At 40.0% G+C, this 23717-nt stretch carries 24 protein-coding genes and 4 pseudogenes; 8 read left to right on the forward strand and 20 right to left on the reverse strand.

What is annotated here, in order from left to right; translation table 11 throughout:
* Positions 1-214: 214 nt before the first annotated feature.
* A complete protein-coding gene (locus ACG9ZB_RS13125; RefSeq protein ID WP_419326174.1) occupies positions 215-913 on the forward strand; it encodes a VIT1/CCC1 transporter family protein in 699 nt (232 codons plus the stop codon).
* A 286-nt stretch (positions 914-1199) separates the two neighbouring features.
* Here the strand turns inward: ACG9ZB_RS13125 and ACG9ZB_RS13130 are convergent, their stop codons facing one another.
* Both ACG9ZB_RS13130 and ACG9ZB_RS13135 read right to left on the reverse strand, forming a co-directional pair.
* Positions 1200-1976 carry a TIGR03915 family putative DNA repair protein gene (locus ACG9ZB_RS13130; RefSeq protein ID WP_419326176.1) on the reverse strand — a complete coding sequence of 259 codons (777 nt, stop codon included), beginning with the start codon at positions 1974-1976 and terminating at the stop codon, positions 1200-1202.
* Between the two features lies 1 nt (position 1977).
* Entirely contained in the window at positions 1978-3237 is a 1260-nt protein-coding gene (locus tag ACG9ZB_RS13135) for a putative DNA modification/repair radical SAM protein (RefSeq protein WP_419326177.1), read from the reverse strand.
* A 206-nt stretch (positions 3238-3443) separates the two neighbouring features.
* On the opposite strand from ACG9ZB_RS13135, the gene ACG9ZB_RS13140 reads away from it, so the two are divergent.
* The gene (locus ACG9ZB_RS13140) at positions 3444-4496 is read left to right on the forward strand and encodes an NAD(P)H-dependent flavin oxidoreductase (protein WP_419326179.1); all 1053 of its coding nucleotides are present in this window, start codon (positions 3444-3446) and stop codon (positions 4494-4496) included.
* A 40-nt stretch (positions 4497-4536) separates the two neighbouring features.
* Here the strand turns inward: ACG9ZB_RS13140 and dusB are convergent, their stop codons facing one another.
* From dusB to ACG9ZB_RS13185, 9 genes and pseudogenes are all read right to left on the reverse strand, one after another.
* Positions 4537-5562 carry a tRNA dihydrouridine synthase DusB gene (gene dusB, locus ACG9ZB_RS13145; protein ID WP_419326181.1) on the reverse strand — a complete coding sequence of 342 codons (1026 nt, stop codon included), beginning with the start codon at positions 5560-5562 and terminating at the stop codon, positions 4537-4539.
* 115 nt (positions 5563-5677) lie between these two features.
* Positions 5678-5965 (reverse strand): hypothetical protein, encoded by a 288-nt coding sequence (locus ACG9ZB_RS13150; RefSeq protein ID WP_419326183.1) that lies wholly within the window; start codon positions 5963-5965, stop codon positions 5678-5680.
* A 77-nt stretch (positions 5966-6042) separates the two neighbouring features.
* Positions 6043-6168: a hypothetical protein gene (locus tag ACG9ZB_RS13155; protein ID WP_017397253.1), complete on the reverse strand. Its 126-nt coding sequence runs from the start codon at positions 6166-6168 to the stop codon at positions 6043-6045.
* 89 nt (positions 6169-6257) lie between these two features.
* Positions 6258-6542, reverse strand: a complete 285-nt coding sequence (locus ACG9ZB_RS13160; RefSeq protein ID WP_234304855.1) for a hypothetical protein — start codon at positions 6540-6542, stop codon at positions 6258-6260.
* A gap of 255 nt (positions 6543-6797) precedes the next feature.
* Positions 6798-7085 (reverse strand): head-tail connector protein, encoded by a 288-nt coding sequence (locus tag ACG9ZB_RS13165; RefSeq protein ID WP_419326185.1) that lies wholly within the window; start codon positions 7083-7085, stop codon positions 6798-6800.
* A 342-nt stretch (positions 7086-7427) separates the two neighbouring features.
* Positions 7428-7637 carry a cold-shock protein gene (locus ACG9ZB_RS13170; RefSeq protein WP_004693516.1) on the reverse strand — a complete coding sequence of 70 codons (210 nt, stop codon included), beginning with the start codon at positions 7635-7637 and terminating at the stop codon, positions 7428-7430.
* A 277-nt stretch (positions 7638-7914) separates the two neighbouring features.
* Entirely contained in the window at positions 7915-8130 is a 216-nt protein-coding gene (locus ACG9ZB_RS13175; RefSeq protein WP_419326187.1) for a hypothetical protein, read from the reverse strand.
* Positions 8131-8337: 207 nt separating this feature from the next.
* Positions 8338-9000, reverse strand: a pseudogene (locus ACG9ZB_RS13180) (IS1595 family transposase).
* Between the two features lie 47 nt (positions 9001-9047).
* A pseudogene (locus tag ACG9ZB_RS13185) lies at positions 9048-9281 on the reverse strand (type I restriction endonuclease subunit R); the annotation flags it as partial.
* Between the two features lie 315 nt (positions 9282-9596).
* Between ACG9ZB_RS13185 and ACG9ZB_RS13190 the strand changes: the two are divergent.
* The 3 genes from ACG9ZB_RS13190 (at position 9597) to ACG9ZB_RS13200 (ending at position 11785) form a co-directional block, all read left to right on the forward strand.
* Positions 9597-10802, forward strand: a complete 1206-nt coding sequence (locus ACG9ZB_RS13190; protein ID WP_419326189.1) for a DUF1615 family protein — start codon at positions 9597-9599, stop codon at positions 10800-10802.
* The gene (locus ACG9ZB_RS13195) at positions 10769-11425 is read left to right on the forward strand and encodes an HAD-IB family hydrolase (RefSeq protein ID WP_419326192.1); all 657 of its coding nucleotides are present in this window, start codon (positions 10769-10771) and stop codon (positions 11423-11425) included. The genes ACG9ZB_RS13190 and ACG9ZB_RS13195 overlap by 34 nt, the downstream gene beginning before the upstream one ends.
* A gap of 159 nt (positions 11426-11584) precedes the next feature.
* Positions 11585-11785, forward strand: coding sequence for a hypothetical protein (locus ACG9ZB_RS13200; RefSeq protein ID WP_419326194.1), 201 nt, complete (start codon positions 11585-11587; stop codon positions 11783-11785).
* A gap of 36 nt (positions 11786-11821) precedes the next feature.
* Here ACG9ZB_RS13200 and ACG9ZB_RS13205 read toward each other — a convergent pair whose 3' ends face one another.
* Both ACG9ZB_RS13205 and ACG9ZB_RS13210 read right to left on the reverse strand, forming a co-directional pair.
* Positions 11822-12916: a fatty acid desaturase family protein gene (locus ACG9ZB_RS13205; RefSeq protein ID WP_419326196.1), complete on the reverse strand. Its 1095-nt coding sequence runs from the start codon at positions 12914-12916 to the stop codon at positions 11822-11824.
* A 14-nt stretch (positions 12917-12930) separates the two neighbouring features.
* Complete coding sequence (locus tag ACG9ZB_RS13210; RefSeq protein WP_419326198.1) at positions 12931-13998, reverse strand: ferredoxin reductase; 1068 nt, start codon at positions 13996-13998, stop codon at positions 12931-12933.
* A 140-nt stretch (positions 13999-14138) separates the two neighbouring features.
* Between ACG9ZB_RS13210 and fabR the strand changes: the two genes are divergently transcribed.
* A complete protein-coding gene (gene fabR / locus ACG9ZB_RS13215; RefSeq protein ID WP_348930039.1) occupies positions 14139-14834 on the forward strand; it encodes an HTH-type transcriptional repressor FabR in 696 nt (231 codons plus the stop codon).
* Between the two features lie 38 nt (positions 14835-14872).
* Here the strand turns inward: fabR and ACG9ZB_RS13220 are convergent, their stop codons facing one another.
* From ACG9ZB_RS13220 to ACG9ZB_RS13250, 7 genes and pseudogenes are all read right to left on the reverse strand, one after another.
* On the reverse strand, positions 14873-15688 hold the full coding sequence (locus tag ACG9ZB_RS13220; RefSeq protein ID WP_419326200.1) for an alpha/beta fold hydrolase: 816 nt from the start codon (positions 15686-15688) through the stop codon (positions 14873-14875).
* A 140-nt stretch (positions 15689-15828) separates the two neighbouring features.
* The gene (locus tag ACG9ZB_RS13225) at positions 15829-16095 is read right to left on the reverse strand and encodes a PAAR domain-containing protein (protein WP_005399638.1); all 267 of its coding nucleotides are present in this window, start codon (positions 16093-16095) and stop codon (positions 15829-15831) included.
* A 160-nt stretch (positions 16096-16255) separates the two neighbouring features.
* Positions 16256-19093: an RNA polymerase-associated protein RapA gene (rapA, locus tag ACG9ZB_RS13230; RefSeq protein WP_419326202.1), complete on the reverse strand. Its 2838-nt coding sequence runs from the start codon at positions 19091-19093 to the stop codon at positions 16256-16258.
* A gap of 136 nt (positions 19094-19229) precedes the next feature.
* Positions 19230-19874, reverse strand: a complete 645-nt coding sequence (locus ACG9ZB_RS13235) for an RluA family pseudouridine synthase (RefSeq protein ID WP_419326204.1) — start codon at positions 19872-19874, stop codon at positions 19230-19232.
* Positions 19875-20048: 174 nt separating this feature from the next.
* Positions 20049-20813 (reverse strand): annotated as a pseudogene (locus ACG9ZB_RS13240) (ABC transporter permease); the annotation flags it as partial.
* Positions 20798-21435, reverse strand: a pseudogene (locus tag ACG9ZB_RS13245) (amidohydrolase family protein); the annotation flags it as partial. The pseudogenes ACG9ZB_RS13245 and ACG9ZB_RS13240, both read right to left, overlap by 16 nt.
* Before the next feature lie 154 nt (positions 21436-21589).
* Positions 21590-22474 carry a LysR family transcriptional regulator gene (locus ACG9ZB_RS13250; RefSeq protein WP_419326206.1) on the reverse strand — a complete coding sequence of 295 codons (885 nt, stop codon included), beginning with the start codon at positions 22472-22474 and terminating at the stop codon, positions 21590-21592.
* A gap of 108 nt (positions 22475-22582) precedes the next feature.
* Between ACG9ZB_RS13250 and ACG9ZB_RS13255 the strand changes: the two genes are divergently transcribed.
* Together ACG9ZB_RS13255 and ACG9ZB_RS13260 are read left to right on the forward strand one after the other, a co-directional pair.
* Entirely contained in the window at positions 22583-23158 is a 576-nt protein-coding gene (locus ACG9ZB_RS13255; protein ID WP_419326207.1) for a chromate transporter, read from the forward strand.
* Positions 23155-23670 (forward strand): chromate transporter, encoded by a 516-nt coding sequence (locus ACG9ZB_RS13260; RefSeq protein WP_419326209.1) that lies wholly within the window; start codon positions 23155-23157, stop codon positions 23668-23670. The genes ACG9ZB_RS13255 and ACG9ZB_RS13260 overlap by 4 nt, the downstream gene beginning before the upstream one ends.
* Positions 23671-23717: the final 47 nt, after the last annotated feature.

A 23717-nucleotide genomic window follows, 5' to 3' on the forward strand; every position in this document is an offset into this window, starting at 1 on the left:
CAAGCTATAATCACGTTGTGTACGTTTAACTCGTTGTTCTCGTGCATGTTCCATAAAATAAGTCTCTTAAGGTGTAAACTTATTTCAGGACGGGACATTTCTAAGCTTAAAAAAGCCTCCCACTCGGAGGCTTTTTTATGGGCTGTGCTATAGTAGAGGAAACGTGCATTATTAAACAAATCATAATTTTAAAATTTGAGGATGATCTATCGTCATGTCCTACTCTCACCATGTTGAACCTCATTTAATTCATCGTACTGGTTGGCTACGTGCAGCGGTATTGGGTGCCAATGACGGCATCATTTCAGTGACCAGTTTGATTATGGGGATGGCAGCCAGTGGTGCAACCAGCCATACCTTACTCATCACGTGTATTGCCGGGCTCATTTCAGGTGCAAGCTCTATGGCTGCGGGTGAGTATATTTCGGTGAAGTCTCAATCGGATATTGAAGAAGCCGATTTAAAACATGAAGCCCGAGAATTAGATAAGAACCCGCACTTAGAACTTAAAGAACTGACCCAAATTTATATACAACGTGGACTAGAACCCAAACTGGCACATGAAGTCGCAGTACAACTCAGCGCACATGATGCACTGTCTGCACATGCTCGTGATGAAATAGGCATCCATGAAAATACCAGTGCCAAGCCGCCTGAAGCCGCGGGTTCTTCTGCCCTCGCCTTTTCACTAGGTGCTCTGTTTCCTATGCTGGCCATTCTATTAAGCCCTCAAGGTTATCTGACTCAGTCAGTTGCCCTAACAGGGGTACTATCATTGTTCGGTTTAGGGGCTTTATCGAGCTACTTTTCTGGGACTTCTATGTGGACAGGTGCATTTCGTGTGACACTATGGGGAATTTTTGCGATGCTATTTTCTAGTTGGATTGGTTCCCTATTTAATGTGCATGTTTAACGTCAACAACACGAAAAGCGATAGCAGACTACCTATTAAAATGTAAAAAGTCCATGGATTGAATGGGCTTTTTACTATTTATAGCATCATTTATCATCAACTTTAAGCTTGCACATTTTTCTCTGAGCCACTACTCAGATGCACTATTACTGATGATTGAGGTTCCATTCTACAGGTGCAACAGCTTATTTTTTAATTAGCATCAATTGCTTAACGTCTGTTCCCCTTCCCATAACAGCTCAAAACATCATAGAAAATGATGAGTCAACGCCTTACTTACATCTCGCTAGATTGTTTTTTCATTCATATAACGCCAGTAGCGTTTAGGAACATATTGCACATGTAGTTTGATATTTGCTCTTGCCTCGATGTTGATACTTTTAAAATAATCTTTCCATAACTGGTCATACAGCAGCTCATCATCATCTAATTCAACACTAAAGGACTGACTGTGTCCGACTTTGTGTGCATGATCAATTTGATCTACATCCATTTCTACCTGATGCACAGCTGTCAAATCATAATAAATTCCAAAATTTCTTCTTTCATCATAAATCAACCATCTTTGATCTTGATATCGGTTTCTAAAATGTCGTTCTATCAGCGGTAAAACATTAAAATCTGGCTGTACCAAACTTAAAAACAATCCATCCTGACATTTTTTAAAGCGGACAAAAGCTTCCATACGGTGCTTTTCTCTGCCCACTTGCTTGGCCCACTGCGAAACAGCCAATATATCCGCATGCGCATAGTTACGATCTACAGAATGTGTATTTTTAAACACATAGATACAGAAATTAAAAAGATGTTGATGTGCCTCCTCCTGCTCAGACAGAAAGCAATAATAAAAAGATCGTAGCCTTTCAGCCGTAATTTTTTGCTTTAACCCTCGCCAAACTCGCTCTGCGTGTTCGTCATTTGAAGCAACCTCAATACACTCATCAAACAAGCTGGTTTGGGAATTGTTAGATGCAAGCTTGACGTCAAAATCTTTAAACTGAAAGCTTCTATATACACAACTCAGTAGTCCAGTCATGCTTTGATCAAAGTGATATGTCGACATACTAAAAACCAAAGCCTAGTTGAGGCGAAAGCTGTTTTTGATATTTGGATTGCCCCGATTGCAAAATGTGCTGCCGAATCTGGTTCGCTTGTTGTTCTTTTTTAAACTTTGGCGTATCGGCACAGCGAATGAAATGCTGTGCCCGATTGTAAGCAATGCCCATACGCTTTAGTTGATCGATATGAAGCTGCCCAAAACGACGAGCTTGCACAATTTTTTTAGCCGATTGCACCCCTATACCCGGAACACGTAAAATCATACGATAGTCTGCATGTTGAATATCAACAGGGAAATGCTCAGGGTTACGTAGTGCCCAACTTAGCTTCGGGTCAATGTCCAAATCTAAATTCGGATGCTGATCATTCACAATTTCCTGCGCATCAAAACCATAGAAACGCATGAGCCAATCCGACTGGTACAGCCGATTTTCTCTTAATAATGGCGGAGCAGAACCCACAACAGGAAGCATTTTTTCCTGTTCATTGATTGGAATATAACCTGAAAAATACACTCGTTTGAGCTGATACACTTTGTAATGGTGATCCGCCATTAAAATAATATCTTTGTCTGTTTCTTGATGTGCGCCCACCACCATCTGAGTGGTTTGTCCCGCGGGTACAAACTTCGGCACATGCCGAATTACACGTCGTTCATCCGTCAACTGAATTAAGCGATCGCGGACAATGCCCAAGTCCTTTTGTACTTCTGCATGTGATTTCTCAGGTGCAAACTGTTTTAAACCAACTTCCGTTGGCATTTCCAAGTTAATACTCATGCGGTCTACATATAAGCCCGCCTCGGTAATAATCTCTTGTGAAGCACCAGGTATCGTTTTTAGATGAATATAACCATTAAAGTTCTCTTCAAGGCGTAACTTTTTCACCACTTGTAGCATTCGCTCCATAGTGAAATCAGCTGATTTAAAAATACCTGAACTGAGAAATAAACCTTCAATATAATTGCGGCGGTAAAAGTTAATGGTTAAATCTACGACTTCTTGTACAGTAAAAGCGGCTCGTTTGACATCGTTAGAGCGCCTAGAAACACAGTACGAACAATCAAAAATACAGACATTTGAAAATAGAATTTTAAGCAATGAAACACAGCGACCATCTTCTGTATAACTATGGCAAATACCGTTTCCTGTGTTCCCCAAACCTTTGCCTTTGTTTTTACGATTGCTACCACTGGACGAACAGGACACGTCATATTTAGCTGCATCAGCTAAAATCTGTAGCTTTTCACGGATACGATCGGTCATGACGGTCCTCAGTAAAATCTAAAATAAAAGTATAAAAAATTTCAGACTAAAAGCATTGCCAATACACATACCCAACGACAGAGTTTGTCGCTAAAAACCGAAAAATAAACGTGATTGCTTTAGATATTTTTCGAGAAAATACTGAATATTATTTGCCAATTTTGCAGTGCTTGGGCAAAGTGTCTATATGTAAAAGGAGCAAGTACATGTCTTTATTATTAGAACGTCTTGAAATTAAACATCCTATCTTCCTTGCACCGATGGCCGGTGTTTCTACACCAGAGCTTGCGGCGGAAGTTTCAAATCAAGGCGGGCTAGGCTCACTTGGATTAGGTGCAAACACCGCAGAAACCGCATTTAGCCAAATTTTAAAAACCCAAGCACTGACCGAACAACCTTTTCAAGTTAATTTTTTCTGTCATCAAAGTGCCGAAATTGATCCAGCTATCGCACAAACATGGATTGATTTTGTAAGACCTTATTTTGAACAATACAATGCAGAACCACCTACTCAACTGCACTGTATTTATCATAGCTTTTTGGACAATGATGACTTTTTAAATGTCGTACTTGAAACTCGCCCTAAAGCCGTCAGTTTCCACTTTGGTATTCCGCATCCGCATCAAATACAGGCGCTAAAAGACGCTGGCATTTTAACCATGGTTTCTGCAACCAACCTAGCGGAAGCACGGGCCATTGAAGCAGCAGGAATTGATTTTATTATTGCTCAAGGCATAGAAGCAGGTGGACATCGCGGGATTTTTAATGAACATTTTGATAGTGCAATACGTACGGTCGACCTTGTACAACTTCTGACTCAGCACTGTCGGTGCCCGATTATTGCTGCGGGTGGCATTATGAATGGTACACAGGCTCAGCAGATGTTAAGCCTCGGCGCGAGTGCGGTACAGTTGGGAACAGCTTTCGTACAATGCAAAACATCAAATGCCAATGAGGCCTACCGTCATGCACTTTTCCATGAGCACATCACACAAATAAGTGCCAGTATTTCAGGTCGCCCTGCTCGCGGCTTACTGGGTCACTGGCATACCCAGATTGATTTACAGAACCGCCCTGCGGTTGCTGCATACCCATACTGTTATGATCTAGGGAAACAATTACATGCCGCAGCGACTAAACAAGGCGATCAAGGCTTTGGTGCATTTTGGGCAGGTACGAATGTTTCGCAAATTCGTGCCATGGAAGCCCCTGACTTAATTAACCAATTGTTGGTTGAAATGCAACAAGTCAGTTATTAAGTCACGTTATTCACTCAAAGCTCCATACGTGGAGCTTTGTTTAATTGGTTTCTAACAAATTGACCTGTTCAACCTGTACGTCATTCATGGTTTCACCATGTATGAGTAACTGGTCAAAGTAGTCAGCGACCACTTTAAATTGTTCAGTTGTACTTTCCACTTTGTACATGTTCTGCCGAAATTCATTACTTGAACGTAAACCTTTGGTGTACCAAGCAATATGTTTACGTGCAATTCGGCAGCCAGAGTATTCTCCATAAAATGCATACAGTTCAGCAAGATGTCCAAGTAGAACTTCTTTTACTTCTTGAATGCTTGGTGCGGCCAAATGTTCCCCTGTTTCCAAATAATGTGCGATTTCACGAAATATCCATGGACGCCCTTGCGCAGCGCGACCAATCATAATTGCATCTGCACCGGTATAATCGAGTACATATTTGGCTTTTTCTGGACTATCAATATCCCCATTGGCAACCACGGGTATACGAATCAGCTGTTTTACTTCTTTAATCAAATCATAACGAGCCGTATTCAAATACATGTCTTCACGGGTCCGCCCATGCAATGCTAACGCAGCAACACCCGCCTCTTCCGCACGTTTCGCTACATGCAAGATATTTTCATGGCCATTCAAAAAACCCAAACGAGTTTTAAGTGTTACAGGTACATCAACTGCGGCAACAACTTCATCCAAAATTCGAGCCACCAAGTCTTCGTCTTTTAAAAGTGCAGAACCTGCCAGTTTGTTACAGACTTTCTTGGCAGGACACCCCATATTGATGTCCACAATTTGAGCACCATTTGAGACCTGATATCGTGCAGCTTCCGCCAACTCTTTGGGATCTGATCCTGCAATTTGCGCTGAAATAGGCGCCAATTCACCATCAAAATTAGCACGATATAAGCTTTTTTTACTCATTCGTAACGTTTGGTCTGATGTCATCATTTCACTGACAGCATGCCCTGCACCAAAGTATTTGCACAGAGACCTAAATGGACGGTCAGTTACGCCTGCCATAGGAGCCACAATCAAATTATTTGACAGTTGATACGGACCAATATACATATGAATTCATCACTTTTTCGACCAGCACAGTATACTGCATCTACACTTTCGGCTCATCTTTTATCATGTGTTCCGCGGCTATGAAATACTCATAATATAAAAAAACCGGTGGTGTTTAACCAATGCTTGCTTCAGTGATAAAAGCAGGATGTGAGGCTCTGTAGACGCTTAATCTTATTTTTTCACTGTCTAAAAATGACTTAGGCTCTTCAGACCATATTGATTTCCTAGAATCAAGCCCCGAATGACTTAAAGCCCAATCAGAAACTGTACTATAAACAAAAGTATTATCAGCGAAAACTAATTTTGTCTTCCTTCCTACACTACTTATAAGAACTTTATGTGTAGGTAATGATCCAAATGTACTAATTTGGGTGTAAATGTATTTATAGGTTTCAGACATAGAAAAAAGTACTTAAAGGACAGCGCTACTATACCATTTTAACTCTTGAAAAAGCCCACCATTTGGCGAGCTTTTTCTTACTGATCTTTATCCATGGAATGTGGCGTTGTAGTTTTATCCTGCTCTTTCGTATCTGTATCTCTTTTTTGGCATGCCGTTAATCCCAGCATTAAAACTAAACTTACTATTGCAAATATTTTCATCATTTTTGCCTAGCACGATTTAAAAATATAACTTATCAAAATCTAAAGATTTCAATGTTTAATTTGTGAAACAACCCCATTCTCTTTCTTTACAGATGAGACGCTTGGCGATTTAGAGCTTTATGTGCCCAATGAATGAATTTATCCTTTTCATGGAAATGTGGAATATTTAATAAATGAATATGAGTAACCTCACCGAAATTACCTGAAATTTTATTCGGTGCCAAAATAACAAAATCTCTCTTATCCCCTACATGTAACTCCCTAAAAAATTCCATAACCTTAAAATGAAGATTCAGAGCAGTGAATCCTTCTCTTTCAATTAGAAAGTCATAGATTTGGCTGAGTACATGTAATTCAAATTTTTTATTCATGGTCTATTCTTCTCATATTTATTTTAACAATTGGTATAATTTAACCTAATTTTTTTCTTTGTTAAAGTAGATAAAAAACCCAGCCTCTGGAGAATCAATAGAGCTGGGTTAATGAAACATCATTGTCAAATTTTATTTTATTCTTGAAATTGATTCTAAAGCACAAATCCAATAAACGCAAATAATTCTCAATTACAATTATCGTAATTTCAAATATGCCTATCTAAAGATACATACAATTATCTACATTACCTATCAAACAGTGGGCTTACGATACAGATTAAGCAAAGAGAGTACGGGTATCGGGAGGTAGTTACCATTCACAGACACCTCTCCCCCATCTTTGCTGTGCTGTTCCCAGTATTCAATTAATAGTAAAGCAGCTTGTTTAAGGGCAGATGGATATTCCGATCCAAAATTATCTGTAATATAATTTTTAATTATAGCGTCAGCAACAACAATAAAGCTTTTTAATGATGCATCATTGCTATCATCGGCATAGTGTAAGTGGCGCTTTACTTCATATAATTCAACAATACTCATAGATCACTCCATTTTTCCGAGTCAGCTTTTACACTTTCATCACTAAACTCGTTCCTAGAGTCTTTTACGGTGTCATAGCAAATATCACAATTTCACCTCATTCCTATTCTCATATTGATTACTTGGCATTGAAATCCCTTTATCTAGGGATTTTTCTACTATTTTTAATAAGTCTTTCAAAAGATTTCTTATAAATCAATTAATATTTGTTCATATGTTTTTTTAAATAAGCCATTCACCCCCTAAAGATAGTGCGCGTACGACGCCTTAACAACCGAATAGTAAATAAGCTGCCATTAAAAAACCCGCTAACTGAAGCGGGTTTTTTAATTCACAATATTCTTAGATTACTGTGATAGAGCTTGCTTGAGGGCCTTTCTTGCCAGCTACAATCGTAAACTGAACACGTTGACCTTCATTCAACACTTTGAAACCGTTTGATTGGATTTCGCTAAAGTGTGCAAAAACGTCTTCTCCAGTATCGCTAGAAATAAAACCAAAGCCTTTAGTTTCATTAAACCACTTAACGGTACCAGTTGTAATGTTTGACATAAATATTCTCTTAAATTTTGAAAAATATAAGAATTAATCTTTTAAATCATATACATCGGATAAACCGCAGAGTTGAATCAATTGCGAAATAACTTTAGTAAATACAATAAAATAAATAATTCTAATACAGTATCACTATAAGCTTTTTAGCGTGCAATAGATAGACCTTAACATATTATTTTATTGCTAACACCTAACTCTACATGAAATGCTTTTTATCCATATTGATAAGAAAATCTTCACTAAAGGCGAATAAAGCTTATTTACCCGCTTCTAGCTAGTTTTTCTTTCCTAAAATCAACTCAACTTGATGAGTAACATCCCATATTTTCATTTCTGCATGTCGCCAAAAATTTAAGACTTGATCGCCCTTAACATACATTTGCTTGATATAGCTTGATGGTTTATTTTGATCTATTTCTTTTGCATTAAATCGCATCTTATTTAAAACCACTACTTGACCATCCAAGTCACCACCAATACAGATATTCATATTGTTCTGCCTGTTAAGTAACAATTGAACTATAGCACAAATAAAAAAGCCGCCTTTTTGATAAGCTTTTTATCGAGGCTCTGGCTGTAGCCCATAACTCTATGTTCATAAATCATCGAAAATTAGAAACATCATTTTGATAGCTTTTTTGCACGACAGTCACGCCCTAGAATTGTAGGCTCTAGACTAGCAGATTTGCACTTAGTTTTACCTAATGAGGTCCCGCAACTCTGTTGCTAGCTCATTAAGCTCCCTCATCCAACGCCATTCTGTTTCTTTAAGATGATAATCAAAATACTCTTTTGATATACCGTTGAACTTTGCTAGCCTTCTTTTACAAAAGCTTCAGAATGCTTCTATTCCATTTATATGACATTGTCCTCTGGCAAATTCATTCGCTCCATGATTTACTCTAAAATGCTTTGAGTAACCAACATCTACCAAACCATTGTATCCACGCCAACCATCACTATAAATTACACTTTCAAGTACAACTTTACCTAAGATAACTTGTTGTAATGTAGTCTTTTTACAATCAGGGACTATTTCTGTATAAACTCGACCATTCCTTTCAAATATTCTAAATACAGGTTGTTTTAAAGTACCTCGACCTCGCTTCAACTTCCCATGAAAACCACGTTGTCTTTTTGCTCCAAAATAGCTCTCATCAACTTCAATAGAACCTACAAACTTTGCTCTTAAATCTGTTTGATAATCGTAGATTGCTTCTCTAAAAAGCATGTACCAATAGTTGATGGTATTACGGTTCAAGTTAAGCAATAAGGCTGTTTTAGAAGCAGGAATATCAATGCAAAAGCACTGAATAATTTTTTTAATCTTATAGTTACTTAATTTGCTGTTTTCTATCATTATTCTAGACTAAAATATCTATTCTGCTAGTCTAGAGCCTAAACATTTACAGGTTGCCCATTACAGTAAAGTGCATAATCAACTCTTTCTGTAGATTTCACACCTGGAAAATCAGCTGCAAATTCTGCAGGTACCTTAGTCGGGTCATAAGGGCTAAAACCTAAAATATCTAATAAAGGAAGGATTAAAGCCTGTCTAGTTGTTTCTTCTGTAGTACAGTGGCCACCTACTTTTTTCACATGCTCAATATGGCTTCTTAGTCTATTAATAAAATTTTCCATACTCCCCTCATTATTATTACAAGTATATTTTTTGATCTAATTTTAGATCTTAACCCTTTTACTTTATTTTTCAAATATTAATTTAAATTTGTTTTTAGAATGTCATTACAGTCTATTCACTGGACAATAAAACCGATAACAGACTAAATACTACTCATTTTTCTTAACAACCCGACCTACTTACCATCCGAACAACAATCAGATGATTTGACAGTTGACACCGACCAATATACATATAAATTCATCACTTTTTCGACCGACATAGTATACTGCATCTGCTGTTTCGGCTCACCTTTTATCATGTGTTCTCTGTTTATGAATAAAAAGCTGTTTCTTTCTTCTGGTTTAAAAACACTAAGTGTCTTGGCCATATCTATAGGCTTAACTGCCTGCGGTGATCGTTCATGGTGGACAGATGATGAGCCTAAGCTCAATGCTGAACAAATCGCACGCATCATTCCTGGACGCGTAAATGACCGCCGTTCATGGGCTGAAGATATTTACGATATTTCAGAGCAGTTTGGTATTCCGCAAAATAAAGAGAATATGTGTTCGATCATTGCCGTGGTTGATCAAGAGTCTAACTTTGTTGCAGATCCACAAGTTTATGGTTTAGGTGAAAAAGCGGTTAAAGAAGTCCAAGATCGCTTAGATGAAAAATTTAAAGATAAGCTCGGTGATGCCATTGGTGGCACCATCGCAGGCTATTTCCAACAGGTTTTAAAAGAGCAGCCGAGTCCTAAAGATAACTATTTAAGTCAAATGCGCCGAGTTAAAACAGAACGCGAACTGGATGAACTGTACCGTGAAATTTTTGACTATATGTCAAAGCACTATCACGTCAGTGCGCTCACAGGTGCAGCCAAACTTGTCGGTCAGGATGTAGGCGAAAAAATGAACCCGATTACCACGTTGGGTTCAATGCAAGTGCATATCGGTTATGCCAAAGATAATAAACGTGAAGGTGGCAGCATGGCTGACCTACGTACCGACCTTTATAGCCAATATGGTGGTCTGTATTACGGTATTCACCGCCTGATGATGTACCCTGCTGACTATGACAAACCGCTCTACCGTTTTGCCGACTATAACTCAGGTATGTACTCAAGTCGAAATGCAGCCTTCCAAAGTATGTTAAATGACTTAACTGAAGCAGAACTTGATTTAGACGGCGACCTGTTACTTTATGGCAAAGATGGCTCACCTAAATCTGCAAAAAGCCAATCAGAACGTGAACTCATCAGTGTTTTCGCTCAGCACAATATTTTGGTTACTCCGCGTCAAATTCGCTCTGACCTGAAAAAAGAGAAAGAGAAGAAATTTGAAGATACAGCCACCTATCGTGCTGTGGCTAAGCTTTATCAAGAAGTCACTAAAAAAGAACCTTTCTATGCCATGATGCCAGAAGTCGTCATTTCTGGTCCAAAGCTCAGCCGTGACTACAATACCAACTGGTTTGCCACTCGTGTCAATGGACGTTATCAAACATGCATGCAACGTGCAAAGCGCATAAAAATCTAGCCTTATTTGACTTTGATGGCACCCTGTATGACAAAGACAGTTTTACGGGGTTCATCTTCTACGTACACTCGAAACGGCATATTGCCCTACAAGGCTTAAAAGTACTGCCTTATATTCAAAGTTATTATTTGGGTTTTTATCCTGCCAATCATATGCGCTCTAAACTCTTCCATGCGATGTTTAAGCAAGCTGAAGTGAGCGAAATTGACGCTTATGCGAAACGCTATGCAGAACTTTTAATCAAAGGACTCAACCCAGCACTGTATAGCCAACTGAAGCAACACCAAAGTTTGGGTGATGATGTGGTTTTGGTCTCTGCCTCAATTGATATCTATTTAAAATATGTGTGTGAAATACTCTCAATCGATCTGATCTGTACCCAAGTTGAACAAGACCAGCAACGCTATACAGGGCGCTATCTGACTGCGGACTGTAGCTGTGACTACAAAGCTCAACGTATCCAAGAAAAATATGAGCTGGATAGTTATCATGCCGTTTATGCTTATGGAAATAGCATTGAAGATAAACAAATGTTGTCTTTGGCTGATTTTAGCTATTTGGTAGGGACAGATTTAAGTCTTCCTGACTTGTCAAATACATCAAATCAGCGCCAAATAAGCTAGTTATTAAGCATGGGTTAATAATTAACCATATTGTTTTTCGAAAATATTTATTATTAAAATTCAGCATTTTTTATTTACCAAAAAATATATTTATGATAAATCTTGCCTAATAAAAATATTTTGAGAACCACTCCACTTAAATTATAAAAAGGCATCAGTATGGAACAGTTATCTCCACCCAAGTATGTCAAAGGTCTTTCGATCAAATTCGGTGAAAGCCCATTTGTATTATTGGCACAGTTCGCTTTAAATGCTTCAAAACAAAAATGGTTAAAACATGAAATTGAACATGTGCTTAACATTGCCAAACAAGGTGATTACAATCATCTGGTAAAGACATTACGTCAATTTAGTAAATAACAAAAAAAGCCACTTCAAATGAGGTGGCTTTTTTACTTACTTTTTAAAGGGAAACGCATATTTCACAATACGTTTGATGACACTACCATACTGTTTCACTAAGCTTGCATTGTTATAATTAATGCCATACTTTTCACACACCGCTTGTACTTTCGGCGCCATTTTACGGTAACGACGCGCAGGTACATCTGGATATAAGTGATGTTCAATTTGATGGCTTAAGTGCCCTGTCAAAATATGGAACGCTTCTGAACCGGTTAAATTCGACGAACCACGAATTTGGCGCATGTACCAGTGACCACGGCTTTCATTTTCCAGTACTTTTTTCGGGAAAACTTCAACGTCTTTGGTGAAGTGACCACAGAAAATCACACTAAATGTCCACATGTTACGAATACCATTTGCAACCAAATTTCCCGTAAAGACAGGCAATGCCGCAGGTCCTGCAATAAGTGGGAAAAATACATAATCTTTAAACAATTGTTTACCAATTTTTCGCTGCATAGGTTTCCATTCGGCTAAAGTCTGCGCTTTGCTTTTACGCCCCTTGAAGTATTTGCCTAATTCCAAGTTTTGGATCGCAACGCCCCACTGGAACAACAAACAAAATGGAATGCTATAAATCGGTTGCAATAAAAAGCCCGGTTTCCAACGTTGTTCAGGGAATAATCGAAGCAGGCCATAGCCAATGTCATCATCCATACCTTTAATGTTGGTATAAGTATGATGCTTATAGTTATGGGTCTGACGCCAATTGTCTGCTGTACCTACGATGTCCCACTCATAGTTTTGACCATTAAACTTAGGGTCGTTCATCCAGTCATATTGACCGTGCATCACGTTATGACCTAATTCCATGTTTTCCATAATCTTAGCAAAACTCAGCAAACCCGTGCCCAACACCCATGCAGGTGGGAACCAACCAGCAAACAAACATGCACGACCTGCAATAGATGCATAACGCACCGCTGCATAGACACGACGAATATATTGCGCATCTTTCTCGCCAATATCATCCAGTACTTCTTGTTTAATGGCATCTAGCTCACGTGCAAGTTCATCTAACTCAGATGTCGTTAACTCACGATTCTTCGGGTTTTTAAAATATTCAACTTTAACAGGCATATTCATTGTATTTATTCTCCTTATAAATCAACAACAAGATTGGTTTGTGCCGTATTAACACAAATTTTTAGAAAATTTCCAGGCTCAGAATTTTCTGTACCATTAACCAAGTTTTTAGTCGAACCTTCGACTTTGTTACAGGCACATTTATTACAGATTCCCATACGGCAGCCATGTTGAGGCTTCACATTTTGCTGTTCCAAACTTGCAAGAATGGATTGACCTTTTGGAATGCTTAAAATCTTCTTCGACTTTGTTAAGGTAATATTCACAAAACCAACATCATCATTTGCAAATGGACTCATGCTAAACGCTTCAGTTTTTAAGGTATTGGCATGAGCGAAAAGCTGCTCAACCGTAGCCACAAACCCTGAAGGGCCGCATGCATATACCGTTGCATTTTCAATCTGATCCAGTCTAGACACATGGTTTTGGTTTAAACGCTCACCTTCATCTGACTCTTGGGTATAAAACATGCTAAATGTGAAGTTTGAGTATTGTGCTGCCAACTGCTCAAAATATGCTTTGAAAGCTGCATCAGTATGCTTTTTCACCCAATACATTAAATGTACAGGCTGCTTTTTAAGCTTGGCAGTCTTATCTAAACGTTTCAATAAACTCACCATGGGGGTAATACCACTGCCCGCAGCGAGTAAAATTAACTGTAGATCATTTACAGTCAATTGCATATCACCATAAGGCTGGCCGAATTCTAAAACATCGCCGATTTGAGCCTGTTTACATAACCAATGACTTGCTTTGCCTTGGTCTACCATTTTTACATTCAGCAAGACATGTTGCGCATCAATCTGGGTCAAACTATAGGTGCGTTCATAACGTACGCCTTGAACCACGACATATACAGGATGGTGCTGTCCCGCTTGCCCCATTTGAAAGTGACGGTTGGTTTGCAGCGTCAAACTCACCATATCGTGTGCAACTTTCTCTTTTTTTACCACTTTACCCAAAGCTTGGTGTATCGACCAAAGTGGGTTGATTTTTTGAAGCCAAAAGTTAGCTGTGTGTCGGTCTATAACACTCTCAGCATACTCAGTTAAAGGAGATTTAGTTTTTTCAAGGATCTGCATAGTAAAGGACCACGCCATAGATTTTGAATTATTATACACATGTATATATATTTGTATATATACTCTGATTGTTTCGTTTCGTTTCACAATGCCGACCAGTGGGGCTATAATGAACTGATTGATTTAATTGCTTGATAAATATGACACCGACCACCATTCAAACCCATACAACCAACACAGAGCATGAAGCTTCAAAACAACATGCACCAGTGCTTGCACGTAGTGTTGGTCGAAAAGCAACGATTACAAAAGATGAACTGTTTCAAGCTGCTTTAAATTTGATTGGTCCTGAAAAAAGTATTGCATCCCTAAGCTTGCGTGAAGTCGCACGTGAAGCAGGCATTGCACCGAATAGTTTTTATCGTCATTTTAAAGATACCGATGAACTGGCTATTGAGTTGATCGAACGTGCAGGTGTTGTGCTACGTCAAATTTTGCATGAAGCACGGATTAAGGCTATTCGCCAAGAAAGTATTATTCGTAGCTCAGTCGAAGTTTTTATTGAACAACTCGATGCGGATGACGGCAACTTAAGCCTGCTATTACGCGAAGCATATACGGGTTCAGCATCTTATAAAAATGCGGTCGAAAGACAGTTGAATTATTTCCAGCAAGAGCTCAAAGACGATTTAATTCGTTTAGAACGTTTAAATAATAGTAAACTCTTCCACCCTGAATTGGTGTCCATGGCAATCACCCAATTGGTTTTCAATATGGGTGCCAAAGTGATTGATATGCCAAGTGTAGAGCGTAAAAAAATGGCTGAACAAACCATGATTATGATTCGCATGATTTTGGAAGGTTCACGCCATTTGGATGAAGCGATGATTCGCTAATCTGTGATTACATCCAACAGATTCGCTGAAATATCTGATTATTTCTTTCGTCGTTGTTTTTCAATGAGCTGTTGCACAAATTCAGCGGTCTGTTTCGGTTGTTCCAGTGGAAACATATGCCCGCCTTCAAGCACGCTATACTCAATCGCATAGGTTTTTTTCATCCCTTGGGGTAAACCTTGCTTATAGAAATGGCTATCTTTTGCAGTCAGTACATGAATCGGCATATCAGGTGCTTTGCGTGGGGTACGCCACCACCATGCAGGCACTGTTCTGAATATCTCTGCTTCAGTATGTTTGGGAATGGTTAGCGTCACCCCATTTCGAGTCGGATCACTTTTTAAACCACATTCTATAAAGTCCGCAAAACACTGTTCGTCAAAGTCTTTAAAAATACGATTCGGTCTGAGCGCCTGACTGGCCTGTTCAATACTTTCCCAATGATCACGACGTTTGACGGTCACCGCAGCTGGGGTGAGTTTTTCAATGGACTTCGATCCCAGCTTTTGTAACGCTTCAAATAAAAAGGCCTTGGAACCAATCACAAATGGTGGATCCATGATAATCACTTGCGAAAACAACTGTGGATTTTTATAAGCCGCCATAAGCGTGAGTAAAGAACCAAAAGAATGCCCTAAACCAATCACTTGTTGCAGTGGAAACTGCTGTTCAATATCTGAAATAACTTGGTCCACCAACGCTTCCCAACGGTATTCCACAGGATAGCGCGGATCTAAACCAATCATTGGGATCGCTTTGACATCAAAATCTTGATTTAAAAACTGGAAAAATTTTTGATAGCTGCCCGAGGGAATGCCATTTGCATGGGTAAAGTGTAAGGCTGGTTTGCTCATCTCATTCAGATCTATTGTTTTTATAGCCTATTTACCATAATCGTTTTTTAATCCCAACGAAATGGTGCAGGATGAATCCTAAGTCATGAACTTTGATCACTTCGGCCAATTTTTAAAAATATTCTGGGATTGATCTGAGATCACTTTGCAGAAACAGTTAGATTTTGATTGCCTAAGAAAGTTGCGCCACAGTTGGTTTTGTCTCCGGCAATCACCACAGCACGCCCCAAGACCGTTGTGCTCTGATCTGCTGCAATCGCAGAAACCACCATTCGACACTTTGGACAAAAATGCTTCATTCCATTTAAATGCACAGCAATGCCATTGATCACAAAACTGTTTTCACACTCAGTGACTATGCCACCATGTGTTGTTTTTGAACCCATTGTTACTAGAGCTTTAGACATAATTTATTGTTTGATACATTAGAGTTTTAATGGCGAAAATTCTAGCATAAGCAAGCGCTTAAAATTTCAATGGTTTACTTTTCAAATACAACTTAGACATCCCTTTTTTAAGGACTCATTAAAAAAGCACCCGAAGGTGCTTTTCATACAGCAATTCCAATTATGGTTTAACCACAACCATCACTTGAATTGCTTCTGGTGTGACCGATAAGCCATCGAGCAAACCAAGACCTTCTTTTTGCAGTTTTTGTAGGCGCGAAATTTCATCTTCACGAATACTCGGATTAAACTGCTTTAAGTAAGTCAGGCGGTCAATTTCGTATTGCCACTTGCTACCATAGACTTCTTTCGCTTGTTGCACAAAGCTTGGTAAAGCTGCACGCGCAAGCTCCAATGCTTGTAGATAACGCTGTTCAATCACTTCACGGCGTGCTTTCACGACTTGACGACAGCTATTACCATCCAAATGATGCAAGTACGGTTTTAAGATTTCAGACGCAATTTTCTGCGACAGGTCTTGACCCTTTTCACTTAACAAAACGCGAACCAGCTGCTGCGGTAAGCTTGAAGGCAAATTCAATGCTTTCGGTGCAACCACATCGACCTTAAACCACACTTCCAACAACACCGAACCTTGCGGTAAAGCCGCTGACTTCAACACTGCAACGTTGGTACTACCAAAACCTTGAGTATTGATCATTTCCATTACACTTTCAGTAAATGGATGCTCAAGGGTTAAATACTGAGCATCTTCACGTATCTGAGCTTGATCGCGGTAGAAGGTCGCAGTCATGCCTTCTTCGTCCAAGGTTAAACCTTGAACTTGCATTTGATCCGTTGGTTTAATGATAACTGTACCGTTGCTTTGCTCGTCAAAATCAATGTTTGTCGACGCCATAAAGCGCTTCATAAACATTGGTAAAGTAGTATTATCATCATAAGACTCAAGCGCTTGTACAATTTCTTTCGCCACAATTGGACGACAAGAGTTGTATTCAAGCAAACGATCGCGACCTGATTGTAACTCTGCTTCTAAAGCTTCGCGTTGCACGCTAACTGCTTCGAGTAAGTCATCAAACTGCTGACCTTTATCTGTCAGTAAACAATCTTTCAATTCAACAATAAAGTTTTCTTGTAAAGTTTGCGCAGTTGGCGAGATATTACTGAAAATATTCAAGGCTTCGTTATACCAACGGAACATACGTTCTTGTGCTGTTCCAATTAGATACGGCACATGAATTTGAATCCGGTTTTCTTGACCAATACGATCCAAACGACCAATACGTTGTTCAAGTACATCTGGGTTTGCAGGTAAATCAAATAAAATCAAATCCGATGCAAACTGGAAGTTACGACCTTCAGAACCAATTTCAGAGCACAGTAAAATTTGTGCACCATAAGATTCTTCAGCAAAGTAAGCTGACGCTTGGTCACGCTCAAGTAAACTCATGCCTTCATGGAACATTGCCGTACGAATACCTGCATGTAAGCGGAGTACATTTTCAAGCGCTTCAACCACGGGACCAGTACGTGCAATGAGCAACACTTTTTTATGTTTTAAGTCTGTACGTAGTTTTTCCATGAGCCACATGACACGCGGGTCAGCTTCCATCCACGCACCGTCAAGCTGCGCTTCTTCTGGCCACATTTGTTCACGCAATTTACCGTCTTTAGACCAATTTTCTGGTGCAGGCAAAGGTGCAGGTTGACAGTCACGACCTGGGAAGCCTTGAATGGCTTCACGGGTATTACGGAACAAAATACGCCCTGTACCATGACGGTCTAAAAGCTCATGAATGGCACGGAAACGTTGTTCGGGTGCATCTTCAATGCGATGCCCTAGCAAACCTTCCAATGCAGCCAAATGCCCTTCTTCAAGTGGCATATCTGACATCAGTACTTCAGCAATTTTTGCAGTTTGCTGATACTGGGTTTCTTCATCCAAGAAACGATCCAGCGAACTAAAACGCTGTGGGTCAAGTAAACGTAAACGTGCAAAGTGACTTTCCACACCCAGCTGTTCTGGAGTTGCCGTTAACAGTAAAACACCCGGAGTTTTTTCTGCTAGCTCTTCGATCAAGTCATAGCGGTCATTGCCACCGTCTTCTTCATTCCACATCAAGTGATGCGCTTCATCGACCACCAACAGATCGAAACCCGCTTCTAGGGCTTGTTCACGCAAGTCATCATGGTCAATCATCAAATCGATTGACGCAATAATGCATTGTTCAGTCAGGAATGGATTCAGTTCAGGGTCATGTTCTTTGATTGAAGCCGTACGGGTTAAATCAAATAATGAGAAGTTCAAATTGAAACGACGACGCATTTCAATCATCCACTGATATTGCAGTGAATCAGGCACCAAAATTAGGATGCGTTCTGAACGGCCCGTTTTAAGCTGTTGATGGATGATTAATCCAGCTTCAATGGTTTTACCTAAGCCCACTTCATCGGCTAAAAGGACACGGGGAGCAAAACGCTGACCCACTTCGTGTGCAATATACAACTGATGAGGAATCAAACCGACACGTGAACCGACCATGCCACGTAAAGGGCTCGACTTCATATTGGCTTGCATCAGCATTGCTTCAATACGTAAGTCGTACCATTCTTTATAGTCAATTTGGCTTGCCAATAAGCGATCAAGCGGTTTAGACAGCTGAATTTGAGCGCCAATGCGAGTCTCATTCAGTGATTTACGTTCTTCCGTACTATCTTCTAAGCGACGAACAACATTATAACGCACTACACCATGACGGTCTTCATGTGATTCAACCGTCCACTTGGTGCCTTCTTGATCTTGTAATTCATCGTTCACGTTAAAAATGATACGTGATAAAGGTGCATTATTCCGTGCATATACACGTGTTTCATCACTTTTAGGGAATAAGATGCTGACAGATCGCTCATCTACATCAATAAGAACTCCTAGACCGAGTTCCGTTTCAGTATCTGATAACCAACGTTGACCAATAGCAAACTGCTGCAATTTTTCCACCTTTATCTACAAGTTAGGACTGCAAATTTAATGCTCAAACATTGTTTGATATTTGAGCAAAATTATACACCTTTAAGCAATATATTTTGACATAAAGCTCACTAAAAAAGTGAGCAAATTTGATGATTCCACGTACTTAAAATGGTACTGGACAAATAAATTCGATACGTTCATTGGTTTGGGGATGATGAAAACTCAAACGCTCGGCGTGTAAACACAAACGCGGCATCAAATCTTGCTGGTCAGGCGCAGCATAAAGCGTATCTCCCACGATAGGATGACCTAAAAACTGCATATGTACACGAAGTTGATGCGAGCGCCCTGTAATAGGGGTGAGCGCTACACGAGTCACGGGCTGACCCTGTATTTCAAAATACTCAATGGCTTTCCACTCCGTCAAAGCAGGCTTGTTATGACTAGGCTCTGCAATATGTAACGGTGGACGGGATGGATCATAAATGACAGGCACATCAACAGTGCCCTGACCCTCTAGATGACCAGCCACAATCGCTTGATAGGTTTTATCGGTTTGGCGCTCTTGAAACTGACGAGAAATTTTTTTTTGTCCCCAACGGCTGAGACCAAAAACCAAGATACCCGAGGTATCGCGATCAAGACGGTGGATTAGTAGAGTTTTAGGTTCTAGTTTGACTAAACGATTGATCATACAATCTTGTAAGTCTTCTGTCTTCCCCGGAACGGTGAGTATACCTGCAGGCTTATGGATGACCATAAAGTCTTCATCTCGATGAATCAGGTGTTCGGTTAGAAAATTACTCAAGGTTCCATTCCAAGCTGATCGCGAAAACAAGCGGGCAATAATAAAAAGCTTAAGCCAGAAATACAATGCAAAAATCGTTTTTTTTAATCATGAACCGATATTGATTGCATTATTTAACGTCAAATGCCTGATCACAGTCTGTATCGATAAGCGATACATAGAGATATCAATCTATTATGACAAACGATTTCGAAATAACCACGTAGCCAAAGGCAAAGTAATTATGGCTAATATCAACATCGGTACAAAGTTCCATTTCACTTGCGCAAAACTCGCACCTTCCAAATACACCCGTTATACCAAATCTATTCCAAAGCGTAGCGGATTGGCAGAAGTCAGCCAATTCAATACTTCAGGCATATTTTGTACAGGAGTTAGTAAGTCTGATAAGAGTGTCAAAGGCCTGATCAAAAAGAAAGTATATAGCATGGCTTGTTGCATATTCAGTGCAATCGCTGAAATCGACAGTCCTACAACCACAACCACAACCCCAACCACAACCACAACCACAACCACAATATTAAAGACAAATAATCCAAAATAAAGTAAGGTCAAGGAGCCATTCATCCGGATCTGAAACCAGAACAGAATAATCGCCAAAATAATGGAAGATTGAATAACCCCAATGATAATCGGCGGAATGGCCTTCCTCATCATAATCTGCTTCGGGGTATAAGGTGTCACCAAGAGCTGATCAAAAGTCCCTTGTTCACGCTCGCGTGCTACTGAAAGTGCCGAAAGTAACAGTGTCTGCATCATACTTAAAGTTGCAATCAGAGATGGTATGATGCCCTATCTTGACTCGAAATTCTGGTTATACCATGTTCGCGCTTGTACCGTAATCGCTGAGCTAGCCCCCAAACGTTCTTGATTGACCTGCCCCACCACACTACTGATGTAGGAGCCCGCCATACTTGCGGTCGTTGAGTCGTTGAAATCTGATCTAAATCTGTGGCTGTCGGATGGGTTTTCTCTTGTAGCTGGGCATCATCATAACCATTGCCAATAATCCAGCCAGAAGTGGCTTTTATAAACTGTGGATTTTGCTTTGCCACGCCTTCATTTCTTGGATAAGTGTGGCAATACTCACCACCTTACCATCTGGTAGCGGATATAAATTCGCCACGGTTTGCTGCATACCGACAGAGTTTAAATGGCTATGTGCATCGATGATGCCAGGAATGACGATCTTGTTATTCAAGTTTAAGCGTTTCGCCTGTGGCTCAAGCTTTTCAGCCTCAGACAATGTGCCTGTATAACGAATCTTTCCATCTTGAATTAACATGGCATCGACATATAGCTAAATTCTAAAAACACTAGCACATGGAAACATCTGTAAAACCTCATTTCCTATGGTTTTAAGTGTGATAATAAAGTAAGTACTCAGCTATAGCTGGGCTGCATCCCTTGCATGGTTAAAATAGGTCCACCATACACCAATTTTGCGCCTGTTGTTGTGTGTTTGAAGCGGTGCTAGAAGACTGGTTGCACAACCACTCATCATTACCACAGTGGAAGAAATCAGAGCCGTGAGTGCAAAAGGAATTTTATTAAAAAGCATGGGTTAAACATTTAATATTGCTAAATATTATATTTTGCTCCATACGAGCATTCGTTATAGGTATAAAACTTTAAATACAACACATCATCACTCTGACCTTAGTACTTTAAGCAAACTCTTGTCAGGCAGAATAAAGTGCTCAATATTGAACGAATTATTGCAATAACTTTAAGATGTGTTGCAAACGGACATTGTCTATATTTTCTTTATACACTGCATAAATCGGCGCAATACATGGATTGTTCGCCTTGAGTGCTTTATAAACAATCTGCTTATTCCAAAAGTCACGAATGGCCTCAGGCACGATGGATAAACCAATCCCTGCAGCAATCAAGTTTAAACTCGAGGTTAAACGTGGCGTTTCTTGTACAATTTTGGGACTAAATCCAGCTTGGTAACAACTGGCCAAAATATTATCAAATAAATCTTGCCCCGCTAAACGTCGGTACAACACAAAATCATGCGGTTCAAGATCTAGCAAATGAATTGGTTCGGCTTGTTCAGCCAAAGGATGATTGTTGGGTAAGGCCACAATGAGTGGCTCATCTAGTATATGTAGACTGGTTAAACCAAGGCCAATCGGTGCAGGTTTGCGTAAGAACACAATGTCATTTTTTTCATTACTAATGGAATCAATCAGCGAGCTACTGCCATCTTCTTCCAGATGAATTGAAACACGTGGAAAAGTTTCCCGGAAGTTACGCAACAAAGCCGGTAAAAAAGGATGTAAGCCAACCGAGTTGGTAAAGCCAATATTAATCTGACCTTCGACCCCCAAAGAAATATCCTGCACACGTTTAGGAATCAACTGCGCATGCGCCAATATCGCAAGGGCTTCTTTGTACAAAACTTTGCCCGCTTCTGTTACCTCGACACCACGTGGCAAACGCTTTAACAGTTGAGCATTCAGCTCTTCTTCCAAGCTTTTGATAATCCGTGTCAACGGTGGTTGTTGCATATTCAAACGTACAGCAGCATGTGAAATATTACTTTCTTCTACAACTGCAATAAATGCTCTGAGTTTATGGATATCCATCATGTCTGCCCCATTAAACATACTTTTTCAGTATATATAACGTCAAAAATAGCATTTTTCAACATATCTCTACAGGTTCATACTGGGCACATTCCACAAAAGGTGAAAGATATGAACACTGAAGTACTCCCTGCTGAACAAATAACCCATCCAACTTCACGGGAACTATTTGCAGGCTTTATGAAGCTAGGACTCATGGGCTTTGGTGGCGTACTGCCACTTGCACACCAAATGGTTGTAGAAGACCAAAAATGGCTCAACACGGAAGAGTTCACGCACTTATTGGGTGTCTGTCAAATCCTCCCCGGTGGAAACATCATTAATATGGCTGTTGCGATTGGTTATGAGTTTCAGGGGGTTAAAGGTTCTATTAGTGCTGTTCTCGGGTTGATTTTTGCACCGACGGTGATTGTGATTTTGCTGTATCAGCTCTATATACAATTTCAAAGTATCCCCGTGATTCAACATATGATTCAAGGTTTGGCAACCGCTGCCGCAGGTTTACTGTTCGCCATGGGGCTAAAAATGCTGAAACCCATTCTGAAAAGTTACCTCACGATCTTTACCATTGCGCTGACCATTGTCTTTATGCTGATTATTAAGATTCCCTTGGCATTAACGTTACTGATCTTAGTCAGCATCAATGTCGCAGTCTTAAGCTTGAAAAAAAGAGGAAAAAACGCATGATTTTAATCACCTTAGCCATCGTTTTTACCCAGCTTTCTATACTGGCTTTTGGTGGCGGCAATGCCATTTTGCCTGAAATGCAACATCAAGTGGTCGAAGTGCATCGTTGGCTTACTGCCACAGAGTTCAGTACCATGTTTGCCATGGCTCAAGCAGCTCCGGGCCCCAATATGATGATTGTACCTTTGGTCGGCTGGCATGTGGCTGGGCCTGCTGGACTGTTCGTGAGCTCACTGGCGAAGTTTGGTCCCTCTTCTGTACTGACAATATTTGCACTCAAGTTTTGGAATCAGTTTAAGGATCACCCGCTACGTAGCATGTTTGAAAAAGCATTGAAACCAATTACTGTCGGCTTGGTTTTGGTTAGTGCCTATATTATTGCCGCAGCATCTGCTCAGAACTGGTTACTTATCGCGATCGTTATCGTGGCGACGGGGTTAAGTTTAGTGAAAAAAATTCATCCACTGTCGGTCATGCTCTTTGGAGCAATGTCAGGCGCACTGTTTTTATAAACGGTGTGTCATGAAGGTCAGTGTTCAATAGCACATACTTTCTATTT

The organism is Acinetobacter johnsonii (assembly GCF_048551975.1).
GTDB lineage: Bacteria > Pseudomonadota > Gammaproteobacteria > Pseudomonadales > Moraxellaceae > Acinetobacter > Acinetobacter johnsonii_A.